Annotated in this window: 11 protein-coding genes and 2 pseudogenes; 6 read left to right on the top strand and 7 right to left on the bottom strand. The window is 42.2% G+C overall.

Annotation, left to right across the window (positions count from 1 at the left end; genetic code table 11):
- Positions 1-249 precede the first annotated feature (249 nt).
- Positions 250-1,398 carry an alanine--glyoxylate aminotransferase family protein gene (locus tag H6G26_RS20890; protein WP_190731080.1) on the top strand — a complete coding sequence of 383 codons (1,149 nt, stop codon included), beginning with the start codon at positions 250-252 and terminating at the stop codon, positions 1,396-1,398.
- A gap of 514 nt (positions 1,399-1,912) precedes the next feature.
- Here the strand turns inward: H6G26_RS20890 and H6G26_RS20885 are convergent.
- Positions 1,913-3,337: a DUF456 domain-containing protein gene (locus H6G26_RS20885; protein ID WP_190731079.1), complete on the bottom strand. Its 1,425-nt coding sequence runs from the start codon at positions 3,335-3,337 to the stop codon at positions 1,913-1,915.
- Positions 3,338-4,412: 1,075 nt separating this feature from the next.
- Here H6G26_RS20885 and H6G26_RS20880 point away from each other — a divergent pair.
- A complete protein-coding gene (locus H6G26_RS20880; protein WP_190731078.1) occupies positions 4,413-6,812 on the top strand; it encodes an ATP-dependent helicase in 2,400 nt (799 codons plus the stop codon).
- A gap of 79 nt (positions 6,813-6,891) precedes the next feature.
- Here H6G26_RS20880 and H6G26_RS20875 read toward each other — a convergent pair whose 3' ends face one another.
- The 3 genes from H6G26_RS20875 to H6G26_RS20865 form a co-directional block, all read right to left on the bottom strand.
- Positions 6,892-8,127 (bottom strand): DUF445 domain-containing protein, encoded by a 1,236-nt coding sequence (locus H6G26_RS20875; protein WP_190731077.1) that lies wholly within the window; start codon positions 8,125-8,127, stop codon positions 6,892-6,894.
- A gap of 142 nt (positions 8,128-8,269) precedes the next feature.
- Positions 8,270-8,995, bottom strand: a complete 726-nt coding sequence (gene ubiE, locus H6G26_RS20870) for a bifunctional demethylmenaquinone methyltransferase/2-methoxy-6-polyprenyl-1,4-benzoquinol methylase UbiE (protein ID WP_190731076.1) — start codon at positions 8,993-8,995, stop codon at positions 8,270-8,272.
- Between the two features lie 76 nt (positions 8,996-9,071).
- Positions 9,072-10,028, bottom strand: a complete 957-nt coding sequence (locus H6G26_RS20865) for a response regulator (protein ID WP_190731075.1) — start codon at positions 10,026-10,028, stop codon at positions 9,072-9,074.
- 426 nt (positions 10,029-10,454) lie between these two features.
- Between H6G26_RS20865 and H6G26_RS20860 the strand changes: the two genes are divergently transcribed.
- Positions 10,455-11,543: a RuBisCO accumulation factor 1 gene (locus H6G26_RS20860; protein WP_190731074.1), complete on the top strand. Its 1,089-nt coding sequence runs from the start codon at positions 10,455-10,457 to the stop codon at positions 11,541-11,543.
- 845 nt (positions 11,544-12,388) lie between these two features.
- Positions 12,389-14,241, top strand: a pseudogene (locus H6G26_RS20855) (iron uptake porin).
- Positions 14,242-14,658: 417 nt separating this feature from the next.
- Here the strand turns inward: H6G26_RS20855 and H6G26_RS20850 are convergent.
- The 3 genes and pseudogenes from H6G26_RS20850 to H6G26_RS20840 form a co-directional block, all read right to left on the bottom strand.
- Positions 14,659-14,850: pseudogene (locus H6G26_RS20850) on the bottom strand (helix-turn-helix domain-containing protein); the annotation flags it as partial.
- 77 nt (positions 14,851-14,927) lie between these two features.
- Entirely contained in the window at positions 14,928-15,359 is a 432-nt protein-coding gene (locus H6G26_RS20845) for a hypothetical protein (RefSeq protein WP_190731073.1), read from the bottom strand.
- Between the two features lie 71 nt (positions 15,360-15,430).
- On the bottom strand, positions 15,431-16,558 hold the full coding sequence (locus H6G26_RS20840) for an ABC transporter ATP-binding protein (protein WP_190731072.1): 1,128 nt from the start codon (positions 16,556-16,558) through the stop codon (positions 15,431-15,433).
- A gap of 202 nt (positions 16,559-16,760) precedes the next feature.
- Between H6G26_RS20840 and mrdA the strand changes: the two genes are divergently transcribed.
- Together mrdA and H6G26_RS20830 are read left to right on the top strand one after the other, a co-directional pair.
- Positions 16,761-18,575 (top strand): penicillin-binding protein 2, encoded by a 1,815-nt coding sequence (mrdA, locus tag H6G26_RS20835; protein ID WP_190731071.1) that lies wholly within the window; start codon positions 16,761-16,763, stop codon positions 18,573-18,575.
- 95 nt (positions 18,576-18,670) lie between these two features.
- Positions 18,671-19,708, top strand: coding sequence for a serine hydrolase (locus H6G26_RS20830; protein ID WP_190731070.1), 1,038 nt, complete (start codon positions 18,671-18,673; stop codon positions 19,706-19,708).
- Positions 19,709-19,714: the final 6 nt, after the last annotated feature.

Here is a 19,714-nt window from a genome sequence, read left to right as displayed (position 1 = left end):
CCTTAAAAAGGGGGGAACCGGAATCAGAGTCCCCCTTTTTAAGGGGGATTTAGGGGGATCTAAAACGTTTTGCTACCAAGATGAGGACTTTTCAAACATCCTCTTAGGGGAAGTGCGCTATGCAAATGAGGTTTCAGGTTTCCAATGCGTAAGTTCTGATTCGCTAAAACATTGGTGATGCGTTCGCCTCTGGTGTTGGCGAAGCCATCGCTTTATGATTCGGTAAGTATCCTCTAGGCAAGACAGATTATGACGCAAACAATTTCAATCAACGACTCTGGGCGCTTGGAACTCACACCTTTAGAAATCCCATCGCGTCTACTGTTAGGGCCAGGACCCTCCAATGCCCATCCCACAGTTCTCCAGGCGATGAATACCTCACCAGTTGGGCATCTTGACCCAGCGTTTCTCGAACTCATGGATGAAATTCAGTCGTTGCTACGCTATGTATGGCAAACAGAAAACCCACTTACCATTGCAGTCAGTGGTACGGGAACAGCCGCAATGGAAGCAACTATCGCCAATGCTGTAGAACCTGGTGATGTGGTTTTAATTGGTGTAGCTGGTTACTTTGGTAATCGCCTCGTAGATATGGCTGGACGTTATGGCGCAGATGTACGAACCATTACTAAACCTTGGGGACAAGTTTTCAACCTTGATGAACTCCAAACTGCCCTAGAAACTCATCGTCCAAACATCTTAGCTCTAGTTCATGCCGAAACCTCCACCGGCGCACGTCAACCGTTGGAAGGGGTTGCTGATTTGTGTCGTAAATTTGGCACTTTGTTGTTAGTTGATACGGTGACCAGTTTGGGCGGCGTTCCCTTGTTTTTAGATGCTTGGGGAGTTGACTTAGCCTATAGTTGTAGCCAAAAAGGATTGGGTTGCCCGCCTGGTGCTTCGCCCTTTACAATGAGTGCGCGTGCCGTTGAGAAATTGCAACAGCGCCAAACAAAGGTTGCAAACTGGTATTTGGATATGCTGCTACTGGGTAAGTATTGGGGCGCTGAACGCACCTATCACCACACAGCACCCATTAATTTATATTATGCATTGCGTGAAGCACTACGTTTGCTTGCAGAAGAGGGGTTAGCAAACTCCTGGCAGCGTCATCAGAAAAACGTAGAATATCTCTGGGAAGGATTGGAGAGCTTAGGACTGAGTATGCACGTTGAGCAAGAGTATAGACTACCAACGCTTACCACTGTCTGTATTCCAACAGGGGTAGATGGTAAAGCGATCGCCCGGCAGTTACTGAATGAACATAATATTGAAATTGGCGGTGGTCTTGGCGAACTCGCTGGTAAAGTTTGGCGCGTCGGATTAATGGGCTTTAATAGTCGTAAAGAAAGTGTTGACCAACTTTTAGCAGCACTACGGCAGGTTTTGCCTAAGTAGTTTTCGCTTTAAAATGGTGCGTTAAACTACTTTTGACGCACCTGATATAAAAAGGTGTAGCCCTAACATCGTTTGACAATTTGTGAAAAACGTTAGGACAATATATCTGTTGAGTATTCCTCACGAGCTTCACTGTGATAAAAAACCAACAAACAGTAAAGGCAAGAATATTAGTAGAGACACAATTAATACGAGGGTTGCTGGCTCGATTTTAATCTGGTTCTTTTGTGGATCACGCATTTTGGAATAAGCTCTTTAGGGCTTTTTAATGGTCTGCTTTTTTACGCCGTGCTGTACTAGTACATTAAATTTACATTTTTTTGATTTTAATAAGTGTTAATCCCTTGTTCATCCCCCCATCTACTTATTTCTTCCAGGGTAGTTTAGTTCCCATTTCAGTCAATGCAGAAAAAATGAGATACAAAACGACTAACCCAGCACCAGCAAAAAAAGCCAGTAAATCGTTATCCATAAGTGCTATTTGTTAAAACTTTGCTAATCATAGCGGAATCACCTAATATTTAGCGTTTTTCTGAAGCTGTAATCTTTGGTCTTCTGGATGCGAATACCAGCCATACCAGTGACGAACTGCTAGCCAAACGGCTGAAAGCAAACCCGCTAGGCTGAGGGTGAGTCCACTGAACGGTACTAATAATCCAAAGATAGGTAACACTGCTCCAGCAATAGTGCAGATAATCGCAGCAAGGGAAGCACTCCGACTTGCCCCCAATCCCCACGTCAAAATCAGTAAGATGATGGAAATTAAAGTCCAAGCCAACTGAGCATTGATCACGCGAGCTAGATAGGTCAAAACTAATAGACAAGCAAAGAAAATACTACCAGCGATCGCAATATTTTTGAAACTCATTGGCAGTGACAAATATAACAATAGTATCCACCACAAAAATATTGCTGGTGCTAACAATAAAAGACGCGGGATTACGCCAGTGTGACGAATAGGTTCGGTGTTGGTAAACACTCCAAATGGATTTTTGACTGAAACATTATCGTCAAATTTCCAAGTAAATTGCGTACTGCGTCCGTCAGATTTAATCTCATCGGGTTTAATACCACTGGCAAAATCAGCCGGAGCAAAGTTGGCAATTGCCGTCAGGCTGAAGTTAGATAGCAATTGTCCCGTTGCACTATAAACCCAACGTGGCCCTCCTTGAGCCTGATAAGTGACTCGAAAGGTGGTTTCTTGCCCTGGTTGCAGGCGGAAGGGAAAATTATAATTACCCGCGTTGCTTGGTTGTAGCCTAGTCCCATCACGCTCGATTTTGTAGCTCTCAAGCAGTGTGTAGCCGTTGGGTGGCGGTGCTTCAAAAAAGAAATTATTAATATCCTTGAGCTGGTTAATTACTTTATACTCAGCAGTATAATTTGCCTCATAAATTGAGCTGCGGCCTGGAACATCTACGCTTTGGTCAAGCTTGACTTGAATTTGCGAGCCAGCCAGCATCAAGAAGCGGGTAATCTCTCGCGTCTCATTTACCTTGACTATTTTGCCATCAACTTGAGTGGTATAGGAGTATGGCTCTTGAATAGAGTAGCGCACTTGGGGGGCAAATTGTTCGAGCCTTTCACCTGCAACAGTTTGAGCCACTTTAGCCACCTTTGCTTGTTCCCAGTGGTGATAGCGATTGCTTAAAGTTGAACAGAGAAAAAATCCCGGTACTAACAAAACTAATATCAGGGTTAAATGTTGTAATCCCCGCAATAATTGGGAATAACGAACAGCCCATTCGCCGATGAATATAAGTTGTTCCGGCTGGCTTCGACGGAGAGAAAAACTGATCAGAGCGATCGCAACTCCCAAAGCTACGACTAAAAATACTAATAATAGTGAAGCTTTGAGCGCCTGGGTTCCAAATTGGACAAGTTCAATCGGATGCGTCAAATCGGGTAATCCGGGAATACCTTGAGCAGAAGAGAACATTAGCAGATTTTTGTAGATTTTGGAAAACCAGACCGATAAAATCTCTTAAAAGTTTCTGGAAAAACGTTTTATTTGATACCCTGACAGTTTAAACAAGGGTTGTGATCAGCTCTGACCCTGACTTGCCCGCCTAAAACTGAGGAATGAGGCAAAAACTCTCTCAAACTCTCATTTCTCTGTGTTCTCTATCCCTCTGTAGTAACCACTTTACATCTACGTTTTTCCGCTACTCATGCGTAAGTTAATGGGTATAAACATCAAAAGCCCGATCATGAAGACCAGGCTTTTGAGCAGAAATAATGGGGCTATATTCCCCGAAGGTTAGTTATAGAGGTTAAGTATAATATCGATGCTCTGATAAGTGATACCACTTTGCTGTTATCGATTCCGGAAAATCCGCTAAGAATTTTTGAGTAACCTGTTATCTTTCAAAATACAGCAAGCGACTGGCAGCGTCAGCGTGTAGGATCTAAAAATATTATTGATTTTTCGGCTGTTGTTGATGAATAATGAATTTGCTAACTGGCAAGAATGGCTGACAGTATTCGCCTATCTAGGTTTTACGGTCTTTATTATTTGGCGCGTGTTTTCCGTCGAGAAGAATTAAAAAAGCTGCATATCATCTCACCAGGATCTTTTTGCTCAAAGGGCAAAATAGTGCCATTTTGTTGAACCTTGACTCTTTGATGACAATTGTAGACCTCAGTGGGCCTTTTCACTCCATCCACACTAACGCCTGCCCTGTATTCCCAATAATTTTTAGCACTTCGGTTGATGCTGAGAATACAAATCTGGTGGCGTAGCCCATCGTAGACATAATAGCGGCATACAGATGCAAAAGCCGGGTGTGCTACGCTTAACACTAGTATTAATAAAAACACAAAAATTACGATCCTTATCTTGTTCATAAAAAATTATTTAACGTGAGAATATTTGATTACCAAAGCTGTGTAATTAATTAGTCTAGATAGGGACTGGAACGCCGCAAAATCCTAGAAAAATCGGCTGAGAATCCACCACTAAAAGATTGCTGAATTCTGCTTGGAGAATTCTTCTTAAAAATATAAAATTTGATATGTCAGACTCTAAATTTACCGTTACTGTGCCTCAAGAGTTACTCCACTCAGAATTGTCTGAACGATCGCCTCTTCCTAACCTGCGACAGAAGATTCTAGCAATTCGCAACAGTCTACGTCCTGGACAACAACAAATGGCTGACTGGCAATCTGGCCCTTTAGCTATTTCTGCCGTTCCTGGTGCAGGCAAATCTACTGGTATGGCGGCGGCGGCGGCGATCGCGATCGCCCGTCAATATGAACGTTCATCCTCGCGCCGTCAATTGGTGGTTGTCACCTTTACTCGCTCTGCTGCTGCCAACATTAAAGCGAAGATCCGCAAAGACTTAAAGAAATTATCTTTACCTCAAACGGGCTTTTTTGTCTATACCCTACACGGTCTAGCGTTGAACATTGCCAGTCGCCATTCTGATTTATCAGGTTTGCAGCTAGATAATGTCACATTAATTACACCGACCCAAAGTCATCGCTTTATCCGAACAGCCGTAGAGCAATGGATTGCAAATAATTCAGGAATATATTTGCGGTTATTAGAAGGTCATCAATTTGACGGAGAAGAGACAGAAAGGTTGCGTCGTCAATCGGTGCTACGAACAGAAGTATTACCGGAATTAGCTAATACAGTAATTCATGAGGCAAAAAGTTCTGGGATCTCGCCAGAGAAATTGCGGGAGTGGAGTAAACAAACTACAGACGAATATGCAATTTTGAGTGTAGCTGCGGGATTATATGAGCAATATCAAAACTTAATGCGATCGCGTGATTTCATCGACTACGACGATATGATTTTAGCCGCACTGCGCGTTTTAGAAAACGACAGCGCCCGTCGCATCGAGCAAAATCAAGTTTTTGCCGTCTTTGAAGACGAAGCCCAAGATTCTAGCCCCCTACAGACGCAGCTATTAGAAATTTTAGCTAGTAATGGGGATAAAGCAGGTAACTCCTCACTTCTAACTCCTCACTCCTCACTCAACTTAGTTCGAGTCGGTGATCCCAACCAAGCGATTAACTCTACCTTTACCCCAGCCGATCCGATTTATTTTCGGCAATTTTGCGAAGAGTGCGATCGCATCGAACGATTAGCAACAATGGATCAAGCTGGTCGCAGTACTAGAATTATCATTGAAGCCGCTAACTTTGCCCTCAAATGGATCAATAATCAGTCATTAGCAAAAACCAATAACGGACAACAGATTCCTGACAACCGACAAGTACCATTTCGCTTGCAGACAATTCGCCCTGTTGAAACTGGCGATCCGCAAAAGGATGCCAACCCAGCACCAATAGGACAGGGATTAGAACTTTATACTCCACGTGACATTCATCACACCGTTGAATTGTTATCTCAAAGAGTAATCGAGTTATTTGGTGAAGATCCAACGCAAAATAGTGCAGCGATTTTAGTGCGAGAAAATCGCCAAGGAAGATGGTTAGCAGAGGCTTTGTCGCCTATATGCAAAGAGCATAAAATTACACTTTACGATGTAGGAGAACGCGATCGCCGTTCCCATGTTCCCCAAGAAATTTTAGCATTACTGCAATTTTGCGATCGTCCCCATTCCCCCGATTATCTCAAAGCCGCATTAGAAGCATTAGTACAGCGCCAATTAATTCCTACCCAAGACCTTAACGCCCTTGCTAGTCTACCAGAAGAATTTTTGTATCCTGGTCCCCTAACAGCACCCCAGCCAGAAACAGTCCAAAAAGCCGCTCGCTTGTGTCGCAATTTACTTCGTGCCCGCTTGGAATTGCCTCTGTACCAGCTAATTTCCTTTCTCGCCTTGACTTTAAATTATGACCAAGCAGAATTGGCAACTGCTGACAAACTCGCAGAACGAGTAAACCAGCAGATAGCTGGCAATAGTTCAATGGGGGGAATGCTGTCTGCTTTAAGTGAAATCGTTAGTTCTGAACGGTTTGAACCAGTGGAAACCGAAGATTCGGAAGAACGTTACACTCGTCGCGGTCAACTAACTATTATTACCATGCACAAAGCCAAAGGGCTGGATTGGGATTATGTATTTCTTCCCTTCCTACACGAAAACTTGATTCCTGGTCGATTTTGGGTTCCTCCCCAAAGCCAATTCTTAGGGGATTTTACCTTAGCAGAAGTAGCCCGCGCCCAAATTCGTGCTGCTCTCCACGGAGAATCTACAATACCAGATGTCACACAAGCATGGGAACAAGCAAAGCACTTGAAAATATCTGAGGAGTACCGTTTACTCTACGTTGCCATGACACGAGCAAAGCGTCTGGTGTGGATGTCAGCATCACAGAAAGCCCCTTTTACTTGGAGTAAACCAGAGAATTTACAAGAACAAGCTCCTTGCCCTGTGTTTCCAGCATTAAAGCGTCAATTTCCTGAATGTGTAGCCAATTTAGCAGTAATTACCAAATAAAAACGAAATTTCACGCATTTCACAATCTGGGCAACTTGCAACTCTAATTTGATAAAAATTTACAGTCAAAAATATAAAATTAATATTGACTAAATATTAAAAACACTGTCTGCAATAACCCGATGACAAAACCCAAAACACCACCTAAAGTTACAATCGCTTGCAATTCATTTTTTACAATTCCTTCGATAGCAGCTTCTAAATCAGCCGGTGAAGTAGATTTTACCCGGTCAACTATCACTTGATCTATTGACAAAATCGGAATTACTTGCGCCACAATAACTTCTAAATCTTTTTCCAAATACTTATCTAATATTAAAGCCAACTCTTGACTCATGACTTCTAGAGAAGTACTGACAACAGGTGAAGTACTAAGACGATTCAGCAGTACTACAGCAATATTTTCCCAATCAACAGAATCAGTTAATCCTTGCAAAAAATCGCTGCCGCTGTCTTGCAGGTAATGGCGGACACTTTCGCGGGTGGTCTTTCGCAGTTGGCGCACCGTCCCCATTGGCAAGTTTTGTAATGATAAGTTTTGCAGTAATTTCCTAATGCGATCGCGCATTTGCAAATCTTGAGTCAATTCCTGCAAGCGAGTATTGGTAGCCTCTTTTTCATCCAAGCAAAAAGTCCGTAACCGCGTGAGAGTATTACGTAAGCCAAACAAATTTGCTACTACCCAATAAGTCCCACTGGTTTTTTCGCGGAAGCCTTCATCAATAATTTGAATTGTGCGATCAGTCAAAAAATCAACTATTGTCTGCCGCAGCACATCCGGCGGTAAAACTGCTTGCAACAACCAATCAGCAAGCCGCGTCGCTTGTTCTTCACTCAATTGAAATTCCAGCAATATCTGGTCAAAAATTTGATTGATCTGCGCTTCCAAAAAGTCTTCACGTCGCGCCAAAACTTTGAGTAACCGTGGCAAAGATTCCCCTAGTAAATCCCGCAAAATTCCCGCCACAATTTTGGCACTTTTCTCGTTTTTATCTGTTTTTATTTGTTCAATTGCCATCTGCAACAACCAGAGAATCGCTCCTTGTACGCGTTCTGTTTGCAACAAACGTCGCGCCAAGTTTTGCAATTCATGTGGTGTCAACAGTGACCCCATGATTGTCTTGGAAATGTTCAATGCCAGACGTTCCTGGTTGCGGGGAATCAATCCAGGGGTAAAGGGTACTCTTCGTCCAGCAATGTAAATTGCTCGGTAAGGACGGAACAACATTTTGATGGCTATATCATTTGTGAAATAGCCAATAATTCCACCCAGTACCGGGGGAGACACATAAAGCCAAAGATGAGACCAGTCCAAGGGAAGAATTAAAAAAGTTAAGAGTTTAGAGTTTAAAGTTAGGAGTTAGAAGAGACGTGATTAATCGCGTCTGTACAAGAGTTAGGAGTTAAGAATGATAAATTTTCTATGAGAATTTATCACTACTCATAATTCATAACTTTTAACTAATAACTCCTAACTTACTAAGCACTAGCACTCCCATCATACCGTTCGCAATGGGGTAGTGTGTGGCAACAGCAAAACCAACTTGACGCGCTAACTCTATTTGCTCTCTCCCGACGGGAAAGCGGTCTAAGCTGGGACTGATGTAAGCATATTCTTCTTTTAACCCTAAATAATTGGCAACTGGCACTACAAAACTGTCCAGATACAACTGCTGAAAGGCACGTAGCTGAGGATTACTCGGTCGATGAAAGTCCAAAATTGCAGCTTTAGCACCCGGCTTCAAAACCCGGTATAACTCTTGGAGACTACGGGGAATATCTTTAACATTTCTTAAACCATAGCCCATTGTTGCGGCATCAAATTGGTTATCCTCAAAGGGTAAATTTAGCACGTCGGCTTCTATCCAAGCGATGCCTACGGCAGGCATTGCCAACGCAGGTTGCGGGTACTGACTTTGGGAGCGTTCTTTAGCTATTTCTAGCAGGTTGGGGGAAAAATCTACTCCGTAGACCTGTCCTGTTGCCCCTACACGCCGTGCCAAACGTAAGGCTAAATCACCACTACCGCAACACAAATCTAATGCAGTATCACCCGATTTAGCTGCACTCCATTTCACTGCCATTTCCTTCCATATTCGATGCTGTCCCAGACTCAACCAATCGTTCAACTGGTCATAAACTGGGGCAATACGGTTAAAAATGGACTGAATTTCGTTACTCATTGGGTATGGGGCATTGGGTATTGAGCATTAGTCATTGGTTTTTAACAAAGGACAAATGACTAATGATTAATGACAACTACACAGTGGTTTGATCGCAGCGACTACTAGTAAGAGCGATCGCTACCAGTTCGGCTAATAAATTAATTAGCATTAATTCATCTTCTTGCAAAGTGCAAGGTTGTTTCCACTGTAGCGACAATACGCCCAAAAGTTGATGACGGTAGCTAATTGGGATAACTAAATGTGCTTGCACGCCCGTATTTTGGTAGTGAATAGCATCAGCTAGTTTAGTGTCTTTAAGTATATTTAAGGAAACTTGCATTTGCCCGGTGGCGATCGCTTCCTTTGTCAGTGGGTCAACAGATAGCCAATTCTCTATTGTACCTGTATCACTGTAAGTTCCTTGAGTTGCAATCAGAGTATTTCCATCTGTAAGTTGGAGAATACAGCCTTCTGCTCCAAAAGTCTCACTTACAGCCCTGGTAATTGGATCGAGAGTTTCTTCTAAGCTAGAAGCGGCTTGAGTTACCTGTACCAAAACACTTAGCAGCGCCATTTGAGCATGAGCACGGCGTAATTCTTCTGTACGTTGCTTGAGCAAGTCGTAGGTTTCTGCTGCTCTTTGCACCACTGCCTTCAGTTCTCCTGGGTCCCAAGGCTTGGTGATATATTTATAGACTTGCCCGGCATTAATTGCTTCTACCAAGTCTTCAATATCAGTAAATCCGGTGAGAATTATCCTAACCGTATCGGGAAACTGAGGTACAGTCTTGCTGAGAAACTCAGTTCCTTTCATTTCTGGCATCCGTTGATCGGAGATAATCACCGCTACCTCGCCTTCTGCTGCCAATACTTGTAGAGCGTTCACCCCACTATCAGCTTTCAGAACATTAAAGTCGCGTCGAAAGGTGCGATAAAGCAGATCGAGATTATCTGGTTCATCGTCAACTACGAGGATTTTGAGTTTTTTTGGTCGTTCTAGAGTCATAACTTGATATTGGAGTTTATCTATTTCGAGGCTGGACTTATCCATAAGATATTTCCTTTAAATATTCATTATCTTGTTATATTCCATACCAAGCTTAGTTGAGAATAGCCGAAATTTATCTAGGGTTTTTACTGACTTAACTTGCATATTTGAGTACAATAACTGTGAGTATTACAGAGGATATTTGCCTGTCCAAATATCTGAGTTAGAAAAAATTGCATAAGAAGAATCAACTAAATAAGTTTAAATATGGTGGTTTCCATATGGATAAGAAGATACGCTAACCTCTTTTGGATGGAACGCTTAGTAGGGGCGCACAGCTAGCTGTGCGTCCTTACGATCTGTATTTCACAAAATTAAAAGTTTCTACAAATGAACTCAAGACAGTAGGTCTGGGTAGTTCATAGATTAGAATAAGACTTGCTCATAAGGTATTAATCAACCTCTCAAGTTGAAGTTCGCACTCCGATTATGACTGATCTACCACCCAACGCTCAGAATCCCGAAGAAAATGCTACCAACGATGTAGCGCAAGAATTACTGCGAAGGCTGAGACAAAAACAAGGTAACTGGGTGGAATGGGGAGCCGCGATCGCCTCGTTGCTAAAAACCGGTTACAACCCCCAAGAAATTTTTGAGGCGACTGGATTTGAGCCGATTCAACAAAATCAGGTGGTTGTTGGTTCCCAAGTTTACAATTCTTTGGAAAAGTTTGGAGTATCGGAAGAAACGCGATCGCACTATGCCAAACGCGGCAGTGATGTTTTATACGAACTGCGTTTGCTCACCCAAGAAGAACGCGCCGCCGCCGCCGAACTGATCTTCGTCCACAACGTTGATGCTGATGAGGCACGAGATATAGCAAAAGCACTTAAGGAGTTCTCCTATTTCCGCACTTTGCCAGAAGGGTTTTCTGCCCATCCTGGGGATGCCGTTGCTCATCAAGTTTGGAAACTGGCACGCCAAAATGCAGATTTACAACAGCGATCGCGCCTGATCGCCAAAGGTTTACGCTTTGCTCACACGCCAGCAGCAAGGCAAAAAATCGAACAGCTACTGACTGATTTTACTACTGCTCCCCAGCGTCCAGCGCCAATTTTACCCTTTTACCGTCTGGAATTTGAAGAACAATTACCCCGAATATTGCCCGTGGTAGGCGATCTGCCATTATCACGACAAGACTTGCAAGCTGTACCGATATTGACAGAAATTGAACCATTTCGCCTGGTTAAGTTTTCTGGAGAGCAAGCTTGGATACCATTACCAGGTTGGCAAGTGCTGTTAGCGGCAGAAGATCCAGTAGTGATTTTAGCGAATAGCGATCGCTTCCCCATCCAAAACCAAAGCCAAATGGGTCCCGTTGTAGTTGTGGTAGATCGTGCCAAACGAGAATGGGATGCCTCTAGCTATTTTGTCGTTGAAAATGGTGGTGAATTAGATTTTCAGTGGTTTGAAACTGAACCAGAAATTCCCTTACTAGGACAAATTATTATCATTGTGCGTCCTAAGAAAATTCTGGATGAAGAATTAACTAAGGATTCATGGCAGATTGACGAGTAATTCAATTTTAGATTTTGGATTAAAGAAGAATTCAGAATCTACGAATCAGCAATCTTGACGCTCCTACGAGACACTGTGCGTAGCTTGCTTTTACGTTCGCGCAGCGTCACGTAGAGAAGGCGTAATAGCTTACCAATGACTTTTGACTAATGGCTAATGACTTCGATTTTCCCACGGCTTTTTATGAAAACGAGCGTTCGCGGGAGCGTGTCGGAAGCCTTGCGATGAGTTAAGAAACTTCTTATATTATTCATTCTTTGTGTAAAGTTGGTTACTTATAATAAATAGTAGTTTTGAGCAAATTGCTTACTAAAGCTTGATTGTGATGGTAAGCTACTTAGTTTAGTTTGATAAATGGTAATATTTAAAACCAAACAAAAGATAATATTGTTGAGAAAGCAGCAATATTATTCTAAGATACTTGCTTGATCAAGCACTAAGATGTAATCTTATAATTACCTGTTTTTTAATACTCAAACAAAATATATTTCTGAAATAGATAAAAAGTGTATATACAGGGTTTCCTAATCAGATGAGGTGCATCCATCATAGCCCCCTCTGGAAGATCAAAGAGGAGAGTGTCGTTCTTGTATCCTCACAAGGGCAGAAAACCGATATAAAAATTTTATTATAAGTTTAATAAATCATGGTTATTAGAATTATATAAATAGCTACAAAATATCTATTTAAAATTAGGAATTACTATGCAGGTTATAAATTTATTAGTAGATATAAAAAACTAAAAGCTCTCTTTTTTTACACAAACTATATTTTAATAAATAAAGGTGTATTTTGTATTTCAAACAATGCTTTGAAATACATATTGTTGGTTGTAAGGAGAAACGGTGAAAATAAATTTCCTAGCTTCTGTTAGTGGAGTAATTTTTCTGTGCTTACTTGGTGGATGGTCACCTGTGCTGGCGATAAGAGTAATTAAAACAGGTGTAGATAATACCCAGACTATAAAGTTTTCTGAAAAAGGAGCCAATTTTAAAAATCAAGCTAGTTCTAGAACAATCAACGAGAATGATAAAAGTTCTGAATTAACACTGCCTCCATCTGGTGATTTTTCTCAAACTACTTCGGAGTTTTCCCGCCCCTCTCTTAGAAGAGATTTGTTAGCACAGGTAACATCTGTATCGCAATTATCAGATGTCCAACCTACAGATTGGGCTTTTGCTGCATTACAATCTCTAGTCGAGCGCTATGGTTGTATTGCTGGCTATCCAAACAGCACATATCGGGGGAACCGAGCGCTGACTCGTTATGAATTTGCCGCAGGTTTGAATGCTTGTTTAGATCGGGTAAATGAGCTAATTGCCACCGCAACTAGTGATTTGGTAACAAAACAAGATTTAGCTACCTTGCAAAAACTGCAGAATTTTCGGCTGAATTAGCTACATTGCAAGGTCGAGTAGATGCTGTGGAAGCTCGCACCGCTCAATTAGAGGCCAATCAGTTTTCTACAACGACCAAACTCAGTGGTGAAGTAATTATTTCAGCTCTTGGTGCAACAGGAGGCGCTCCAGATCGGGATGACCCTAATATTATCCTGACAAACCGAGTCCGGTTAAATCTTACCACCAGTTTCACCGGTAAAGACTTACTGATTACTGGGTTGCAAGCATATAATTTCTTAGGTGGTGTTGATGGAAGTGGTAGCCTTCAAGAGAGTTTAGGACTAGTATCACCAATTCTCAGTTCTAGCAGCGCTCGTACTAGTTTTGAACCTCAATTTCCTGGGGTTGATCCCAAAACACTAACAGCAATCGGTGCTAACTCTCTTCAGCTTTACAAGTTGCTTTACATCTTTCCGGTTGCTGATAAACTGACATTATTTGGTGGGACTGCTGCGGAAGTGTCGGATGCTTTTCCTCCTGTTACTCCTTTTTATGGTGAAGGACAAGAGGCAATTTCTCGCTTCGCCAGTTTGAACCCTGTAGTGCGTGTTTCTGGTGGTACTTCTGGTTCTGGTTTAGCATCTGCTGCTGGTTTTATTTTTAACATTTCAGACCAACTGGATTTTAGAGCTTTGTACGGTAATGCAAACGCTAACATTCCTCAACAAGCTGCCGAAGTACAACCAGGAGTTTCTGGAACACCTTTGGGATCTAGCGTATTTGCGGGTAGTAGTGTAGTAGCAGCTCAATTAACTTTTAGACCAAGCACTTCTATAGATATTGGTCTAAATTATGCCAATAGCTATCACGAGATAAACATTCTTGGCACTGGATTAACTACTAATGATATCGGTGCTTTAGCAGGTGTTGATTTAGGAACACCTGTAAAACTTAACTCTGTTGGTGGAACTGTTTCTTGGCGATTTACTCCAAACATTGCTTTGTCTGGTTATGGCGCGGCATTTTTTGTTGACGATTCTTCTGGGAAAATTGATGCTTCTACTACCTTTACCAGTTGGATGACAGGCCTTCATTTCAACGATTTATTTCAAAAGGGGAACAATGCAGGTATTATTTTTGGTCAGCCACTATATCGCACCGATGCTGGTGGTGCGGCTACTCTCGCACCCGCAGGTGTAAACAGGGCTGTTCCATACCATTTAGAGGCTTACTACCGCTTTCGGATTAACGACAATATCAGCATTACTCCGGGTGCATTTGTCCTTTTTAATCCTGAAAGTAATAGCAATAACGATACAACAACCGTGGGTGTACTTCGTACTACCTTCACTTTCTAAATTAACAGCTAGGTTTGAGGTGTTAATACTTCTCACTTAGAGGTTGTTTGAAAAGTATTTTGCTGTGATAGGCACTATTACATCCTCCCTAACCCCTTTTTAAAGCAGGGCTGTTTGATTCCCTAAAAGGCGTTGATTTGCAAGCGTTTCAAGCAAAAAAATCAGGTGAGTAAAAAATCTGATTGGACAAGAAAATGGCGATGCCTTCGGCAAGGCTTTGCCAACGCACTTATATTTATCCATTGAAGTGGTAATTTTTCTTTTTCCCACTTTCCTAAATTTCACAGCGACTACTCTTGACAAAATCATGACCTTATCGAATGAAACAGTCCTGCTTTTTAAGGGGAGAACTGGAATCAAAGTCCCCCAATTTATTGGGGGATTTAGAGAAAGCTAGAACTTTTGATACCGACAAGTGTAATTCAACCTCAGTCCATCAATTCCATGTTGCTTATATGCTTGTTTCCAACCTGTTATCGAACCTAAAGACACATCTAAAATAGTTTGGATTTATTCGTACAAGTAATCTAAGTAAACCAACTTGACCGCCAAAGCTTTTCTTACCTCACAAGCATCATAGCAAGCTGCGATAAAATCTTGTAACTTTGCGTTAGTTAGCGTACCCTTGCGGGGAAGCAAGCTACGCGTAGCGTCTCGTCAAAGTTTTAAGATAACATTAGCGGAATTTAAAAATATATTAACTGGTGAATTAGCGCACCCAAAGCCAAACCTATCAATGAAAAGGTAGACGTAGTCCAAAAGGCTAGCCCTTCTCTAAGACCTGCCATCTGAAAGTCTATCCTGACTAATATAGTTGCCGAAATGATGAGTAAAGTATCAAGAAATACCCGAAACCAAGCAATCATAATAAAAAACAAGAAAGCTGCTAAAACGGCAACGCCGAAAGACCTAGTATTTGATTTCAACAAAACATTCAAATAATATGTCATTTTTAGCCAAGGAATGGTCAACGTTACTACTAAAAGTAAGATAGCAACCACTGTCACCAGCCACACAAATAAAGGAGCGCGTGTTTCAGATATTACCCAGCCCAAAGTACTGTAACTAAGCAGTACTAGCGCCAAAGACACCCAAGGAACTCTTTTCAAAATTGACATGGGTTAATATTTCTAGTACAGGGTCAAGGTCTTATTTTATTATTTAATCTTATATAAGCCGATTCTTATAACTATTGACTAATAGCTAAACAATCATTTTCTGCCCACCAAGCGTAGATGGGTGTGTTGCGGTCTGGTAAAGTGCCAAAAGTATTAGGTTGCAACACATTTATGCCAGTACTATTTGTTAATTGCACAACATAATTAACGTGTGTACCCAAATACATAATATTGACAAGCCGTCCTTCAAAGCAGTTAGTTGGCAAATTGGGTGGATAAAGCGAAAGCTGTATTTTTTCTGGGCGTACACTTACTACCACCGCTTGTGATAATTCAGATGGTGTATCTTCAGCGCGGCTAACGACAATTGAAAGTCCCGTTTTTGTCGAAATTTGAACATTAGAAGAGTCTACTGCTACGATTTCACCGCTAAATAAATTAGTATCGCCAATAAAATTAGCAACAAAGGATGTGCAAGGACGTTCATAAATTTGGCTAGGAGTGCCAACTTGTTCAATTTTGCCTTGGTTCATCACTGCAATGCGATCGCTCAAAGATAATGCTTCTTCTTGGTCGTGTGTCACCATCACAAAGGTCAATCCCAAATCTTTGTGTAAATTTGATAACTCAACCTGCATTTCTTTACGCAGTTTTAAATCTAACGCCCCTAAAGGTTCATCCAGTAGTACAACGGTGGGACGGTTGACTAAGGCCCTTGCTAAGGCGACTCGCTGCTGTTGACCACCAGAAAGTTGATTGGGAAAGCGCGATCGCAAACTTTCCATTTTTACTAGTTTTAAAGCTTCTTGGACTCTAGCTTCAATTTCCGATTTGCGTATTTTTTTTAACCGCAGTCCAAAAGCAATGTTATCCCAGATATTCAGGTGGTTAAATAGAGCGTAACTTTGAAATACAGTATTGACGGGTCGGCGGTAAGGCGGCACATTAGTCATAGACTGACCTTGAATCAAAACCTTACCAGCGTCAGCGATCTCAAACCCAGCAATTAAGCGCAGTGTTGTTGTTTTACCACAACCGGAGGGGCCTAAAATACTAAAAAATTCTCCCTGTTTAACATCCAAATCTATTCCATGTACTGCTGGTTCTTGGTTAAAAAACTTGAAGACATTACGCAGTTCAACATCAAGTGGCTGAAAAGTTGTTATCCCCCTTTGATTCTGCATGACAATTTGAGCCATAATCCTTAGTAGAATGCCGTGATCTTACGTAATTTTGTCAATAGTCTATTGGGCAGACTAAATTTGACACTTTGGTTTATTGTATCCCCCAAAAACCATTGTTCAATAATATACTCGCCCAATTCTTTTATACCCACTAGTGGGTATGAATTTAGAGTAATTGTATACAAATAATACCGCTATTGGAATCACTATTTGTCTTATGTCCTTATTCCCATCAATTGGCAGCAAAAAAGATACGCGTACCGTTGGACGTGGTTTCCAATCAATATTTTTAATGATATTTACTCTATTTATGGTGACGGGAATCAGCGTTCGTTTGGCATATTTGCAAATTACTGAAGGAACAAACCACCGAAAAAGAGCCGAGTCAAATCGAATTCGGATGATTCCCAAACAACCAGAACGAGGCAACATTTTTGACCGCAATGGCAAACTTTTAGCCAGTACTCGCTATCCTCGCTCTGTATATTTGTGGCCAATGGCACATACTAAGCCAGCATGGTCAGTTGTGGGAGCACGTCTATCTCAAATTCTCGACGTTTCCGAAGAAGAAATGGAAAAGAAACTAGAAGAGGCAGGTGCTAACTCTTCTTCACTCATACGAATTGCCCGTGACTTGAACGAAGCGCAAATTACGGCATTGAAAGAGTATGAAACCGATCTTCAAGGTGTGGAAATTCATACAGAAGCCGTTCGTTACTACCCCCACGGTAGGGAATTAGCTCATGTATTAGGATATACGCGAGAACTGACCGCCGATCAGTTAAAAGAAAAGAAGCAGGAAGGCTATAGATTGGGTGATGTGATTGGTCAAATGGGAGTTGAAAAAGCTTATGAGAAAATGCTGCGGGGCGAATGGGGCGGTCAGCAGGTAGAAGTAGATGGTGCAGGTCGGCCGCTCCGGGTTTTGGGAGAGAAACAGGCGAAAGCTGGTAATGATTTGCACTTGACCATAGATTTAAATATGCAAAAGACAGCAGAAAAAGCTTTGGGCGATCGCGACGGTGCGATCGTGGCACTTGACCCAAAGAACGGTGCCGTTTTAGCAATGGTATCTCACCCCACCTTTGACCCCAATATTTTCTCAAAGCAGAAACTCACTCAAAAAGATTGGGAAACTGTACAAGGTTCAGATCATCCCTTGGTAAATCGCGCCCTCAGTGCTTTTCCACCCGCTAGCACCTTTAAAATTGTCACCACCACAGCCGGTCTAGAATCCGGTAAATTTTCTCCTAGCACAGTCTTGCAAACCTACGGTTCCTTAAACTTTGGCGGTACCCGATTTGGTGAATGGAATCATGCTGGATTCGGCCCATTGGGTTTTGTCGGTGCATTACAGTGGAGCAGTGATACCTTCTTCTATCAAATTGGTCGGGGAGTCGGTGGCCCAACTTTAATTGAATGGACTCGCAAGTATGGATTTGGCCAAAAAACCGGCTTTGAGTTTCCCAAGGAAGAGGCAAAAGGTTTAGTACCAGATGAGACATGGAAGCAGAAAACTTGGAAGATACCTTGGACTGTAGGTGACAGCATTAATATGTCAATTGGTCAAGGTGCCTTACAAACTACACCTTTACAAGTCGCCATCATGTTCGCCGTGCCGGCCAATGGTGGCTACCGAGTCCAGCCGCATTTACTTAAAGACAATGAAGAAGCAAAAAGCTGGCGAGAATCTTTAAATATGAAGCCAACAACCATAAGTGTTCTCCGTCAGGGACTACGGAAAGTAGTAGCTGAAGGTACAGGTAAGGCTTTGATGCAGCCAACAGTTCCCCCAGTCGCTGGTAAGAGTGGCACCGCCGAAGCTTGGAAGGGTCGTGTTAAGCAAAATCACGCTTGGTTTGGAGCCTATGCGCCTGCTGATCAACCAGAAGTTCTAATTGTGGCATTTGCAGAACATTCTGGCGGCGGTGGTGGTAGCATTGCTGCGCCGATGATTTTAGAAATTATGGAAGAATATTTTCAGCGCAAGTATCCAGGTAAGTACCAGAAACCAGTGCCTGAGAAATCATGAAATTGGGGATTGGGCATGGAGAAGAGACAAGGGAGAAACTTGTTCAATACGCCCCTTGTCCTATCACCCCATCACCAAAAAAAATGAGGTCAATCGTGATTGATTACTATATTCAAGCCACAATGACTAGAAATCAGATTCCGGGGCTTTCTGTGGCAGTGGTACAGGAAGGTGAACCTGTTTTAGTTAAGGGCTATGGACTGGCGAATGTTGAACACTCTGTTTCAGCGACTGAACAGACAGTTTATGAAATTGCGTCTGTCGGTAAAACTTTCACCGCTACAGTCACAATGATGCTGGTGGAGCAAGGGATAATCTCGCTAAAAGAAGCGATCGCAAATTATCTCGATCATCTACCCCTAACGTGGCAAAATGTCACAATCGGGCATATTCTGTCTCATCAGTCTGGACTTCCCAGCTATACCGACACGCCAAACTACTGGGAAATTACCCATCTTGATTTATCTAAATCTGAAATTTTGGCTCTAGTTACTCACCTACCCCTCAAGTTCCAACCGGGTGACTTTAGCGCCTATGACAATACAGGCTACTATCTACTGGGTTTGATCCTAGAAAAGGTTACTGAAAAATCTTATGGAGATTTGTTGCAAGAGCACATTTTTGCTCCTTTGGGAATGAATGCAACCGTAATGAATGATCCCAAAGATATTGTGCCGCACCGCTCTGCTGGCTATCGCTTGCCAAACAGCAAACTCGTTAACAAACCTTACTACAGTCCTTCTGTTACCTATTCTGCTGGAGGTCAACTTTCCAGTGTGGAAGATATGGTGAAGTGGGAACAGGCGCTTTTTGCTGCGACTTTGCTAAAGCAATCAACCCTTGATCTGATGTGGACACCTCATTTTCCAAATCAAGGCGATGATTGGGAAAAGTTGAGATATGTTGCAGGTTTAGGTTGGTGGGTATTGAATTATAGCGATCGCCGAGTAGTTGGTCATAATGGTTCGATACTAGGATTTGCAAGTAATATTACCCGCTTTATTGATGACAGAATTACCGTGATCTTACTTTGCAACCTAGATAAAATTTCTCGACCAGATGCGATCGCTAAGAAAATTGCTGAATACTACTGTCCAGCTCTTAAGGAAGTAGTTCTTCAGCCTCCATTATAAGAAGCA

The sequence above is a fragment of the Nostoc sp. FACHB-888 genome (assembly GCF_014696655.1).
GTDB lineage: Bacteria > Cyanobacteriota > Cyanobacteriia > Cyanobacteriales > Nostocaceae > Nostoc.
This window is presented reverse-complemented; position numbering and strand designations above follow the sequence as displayed.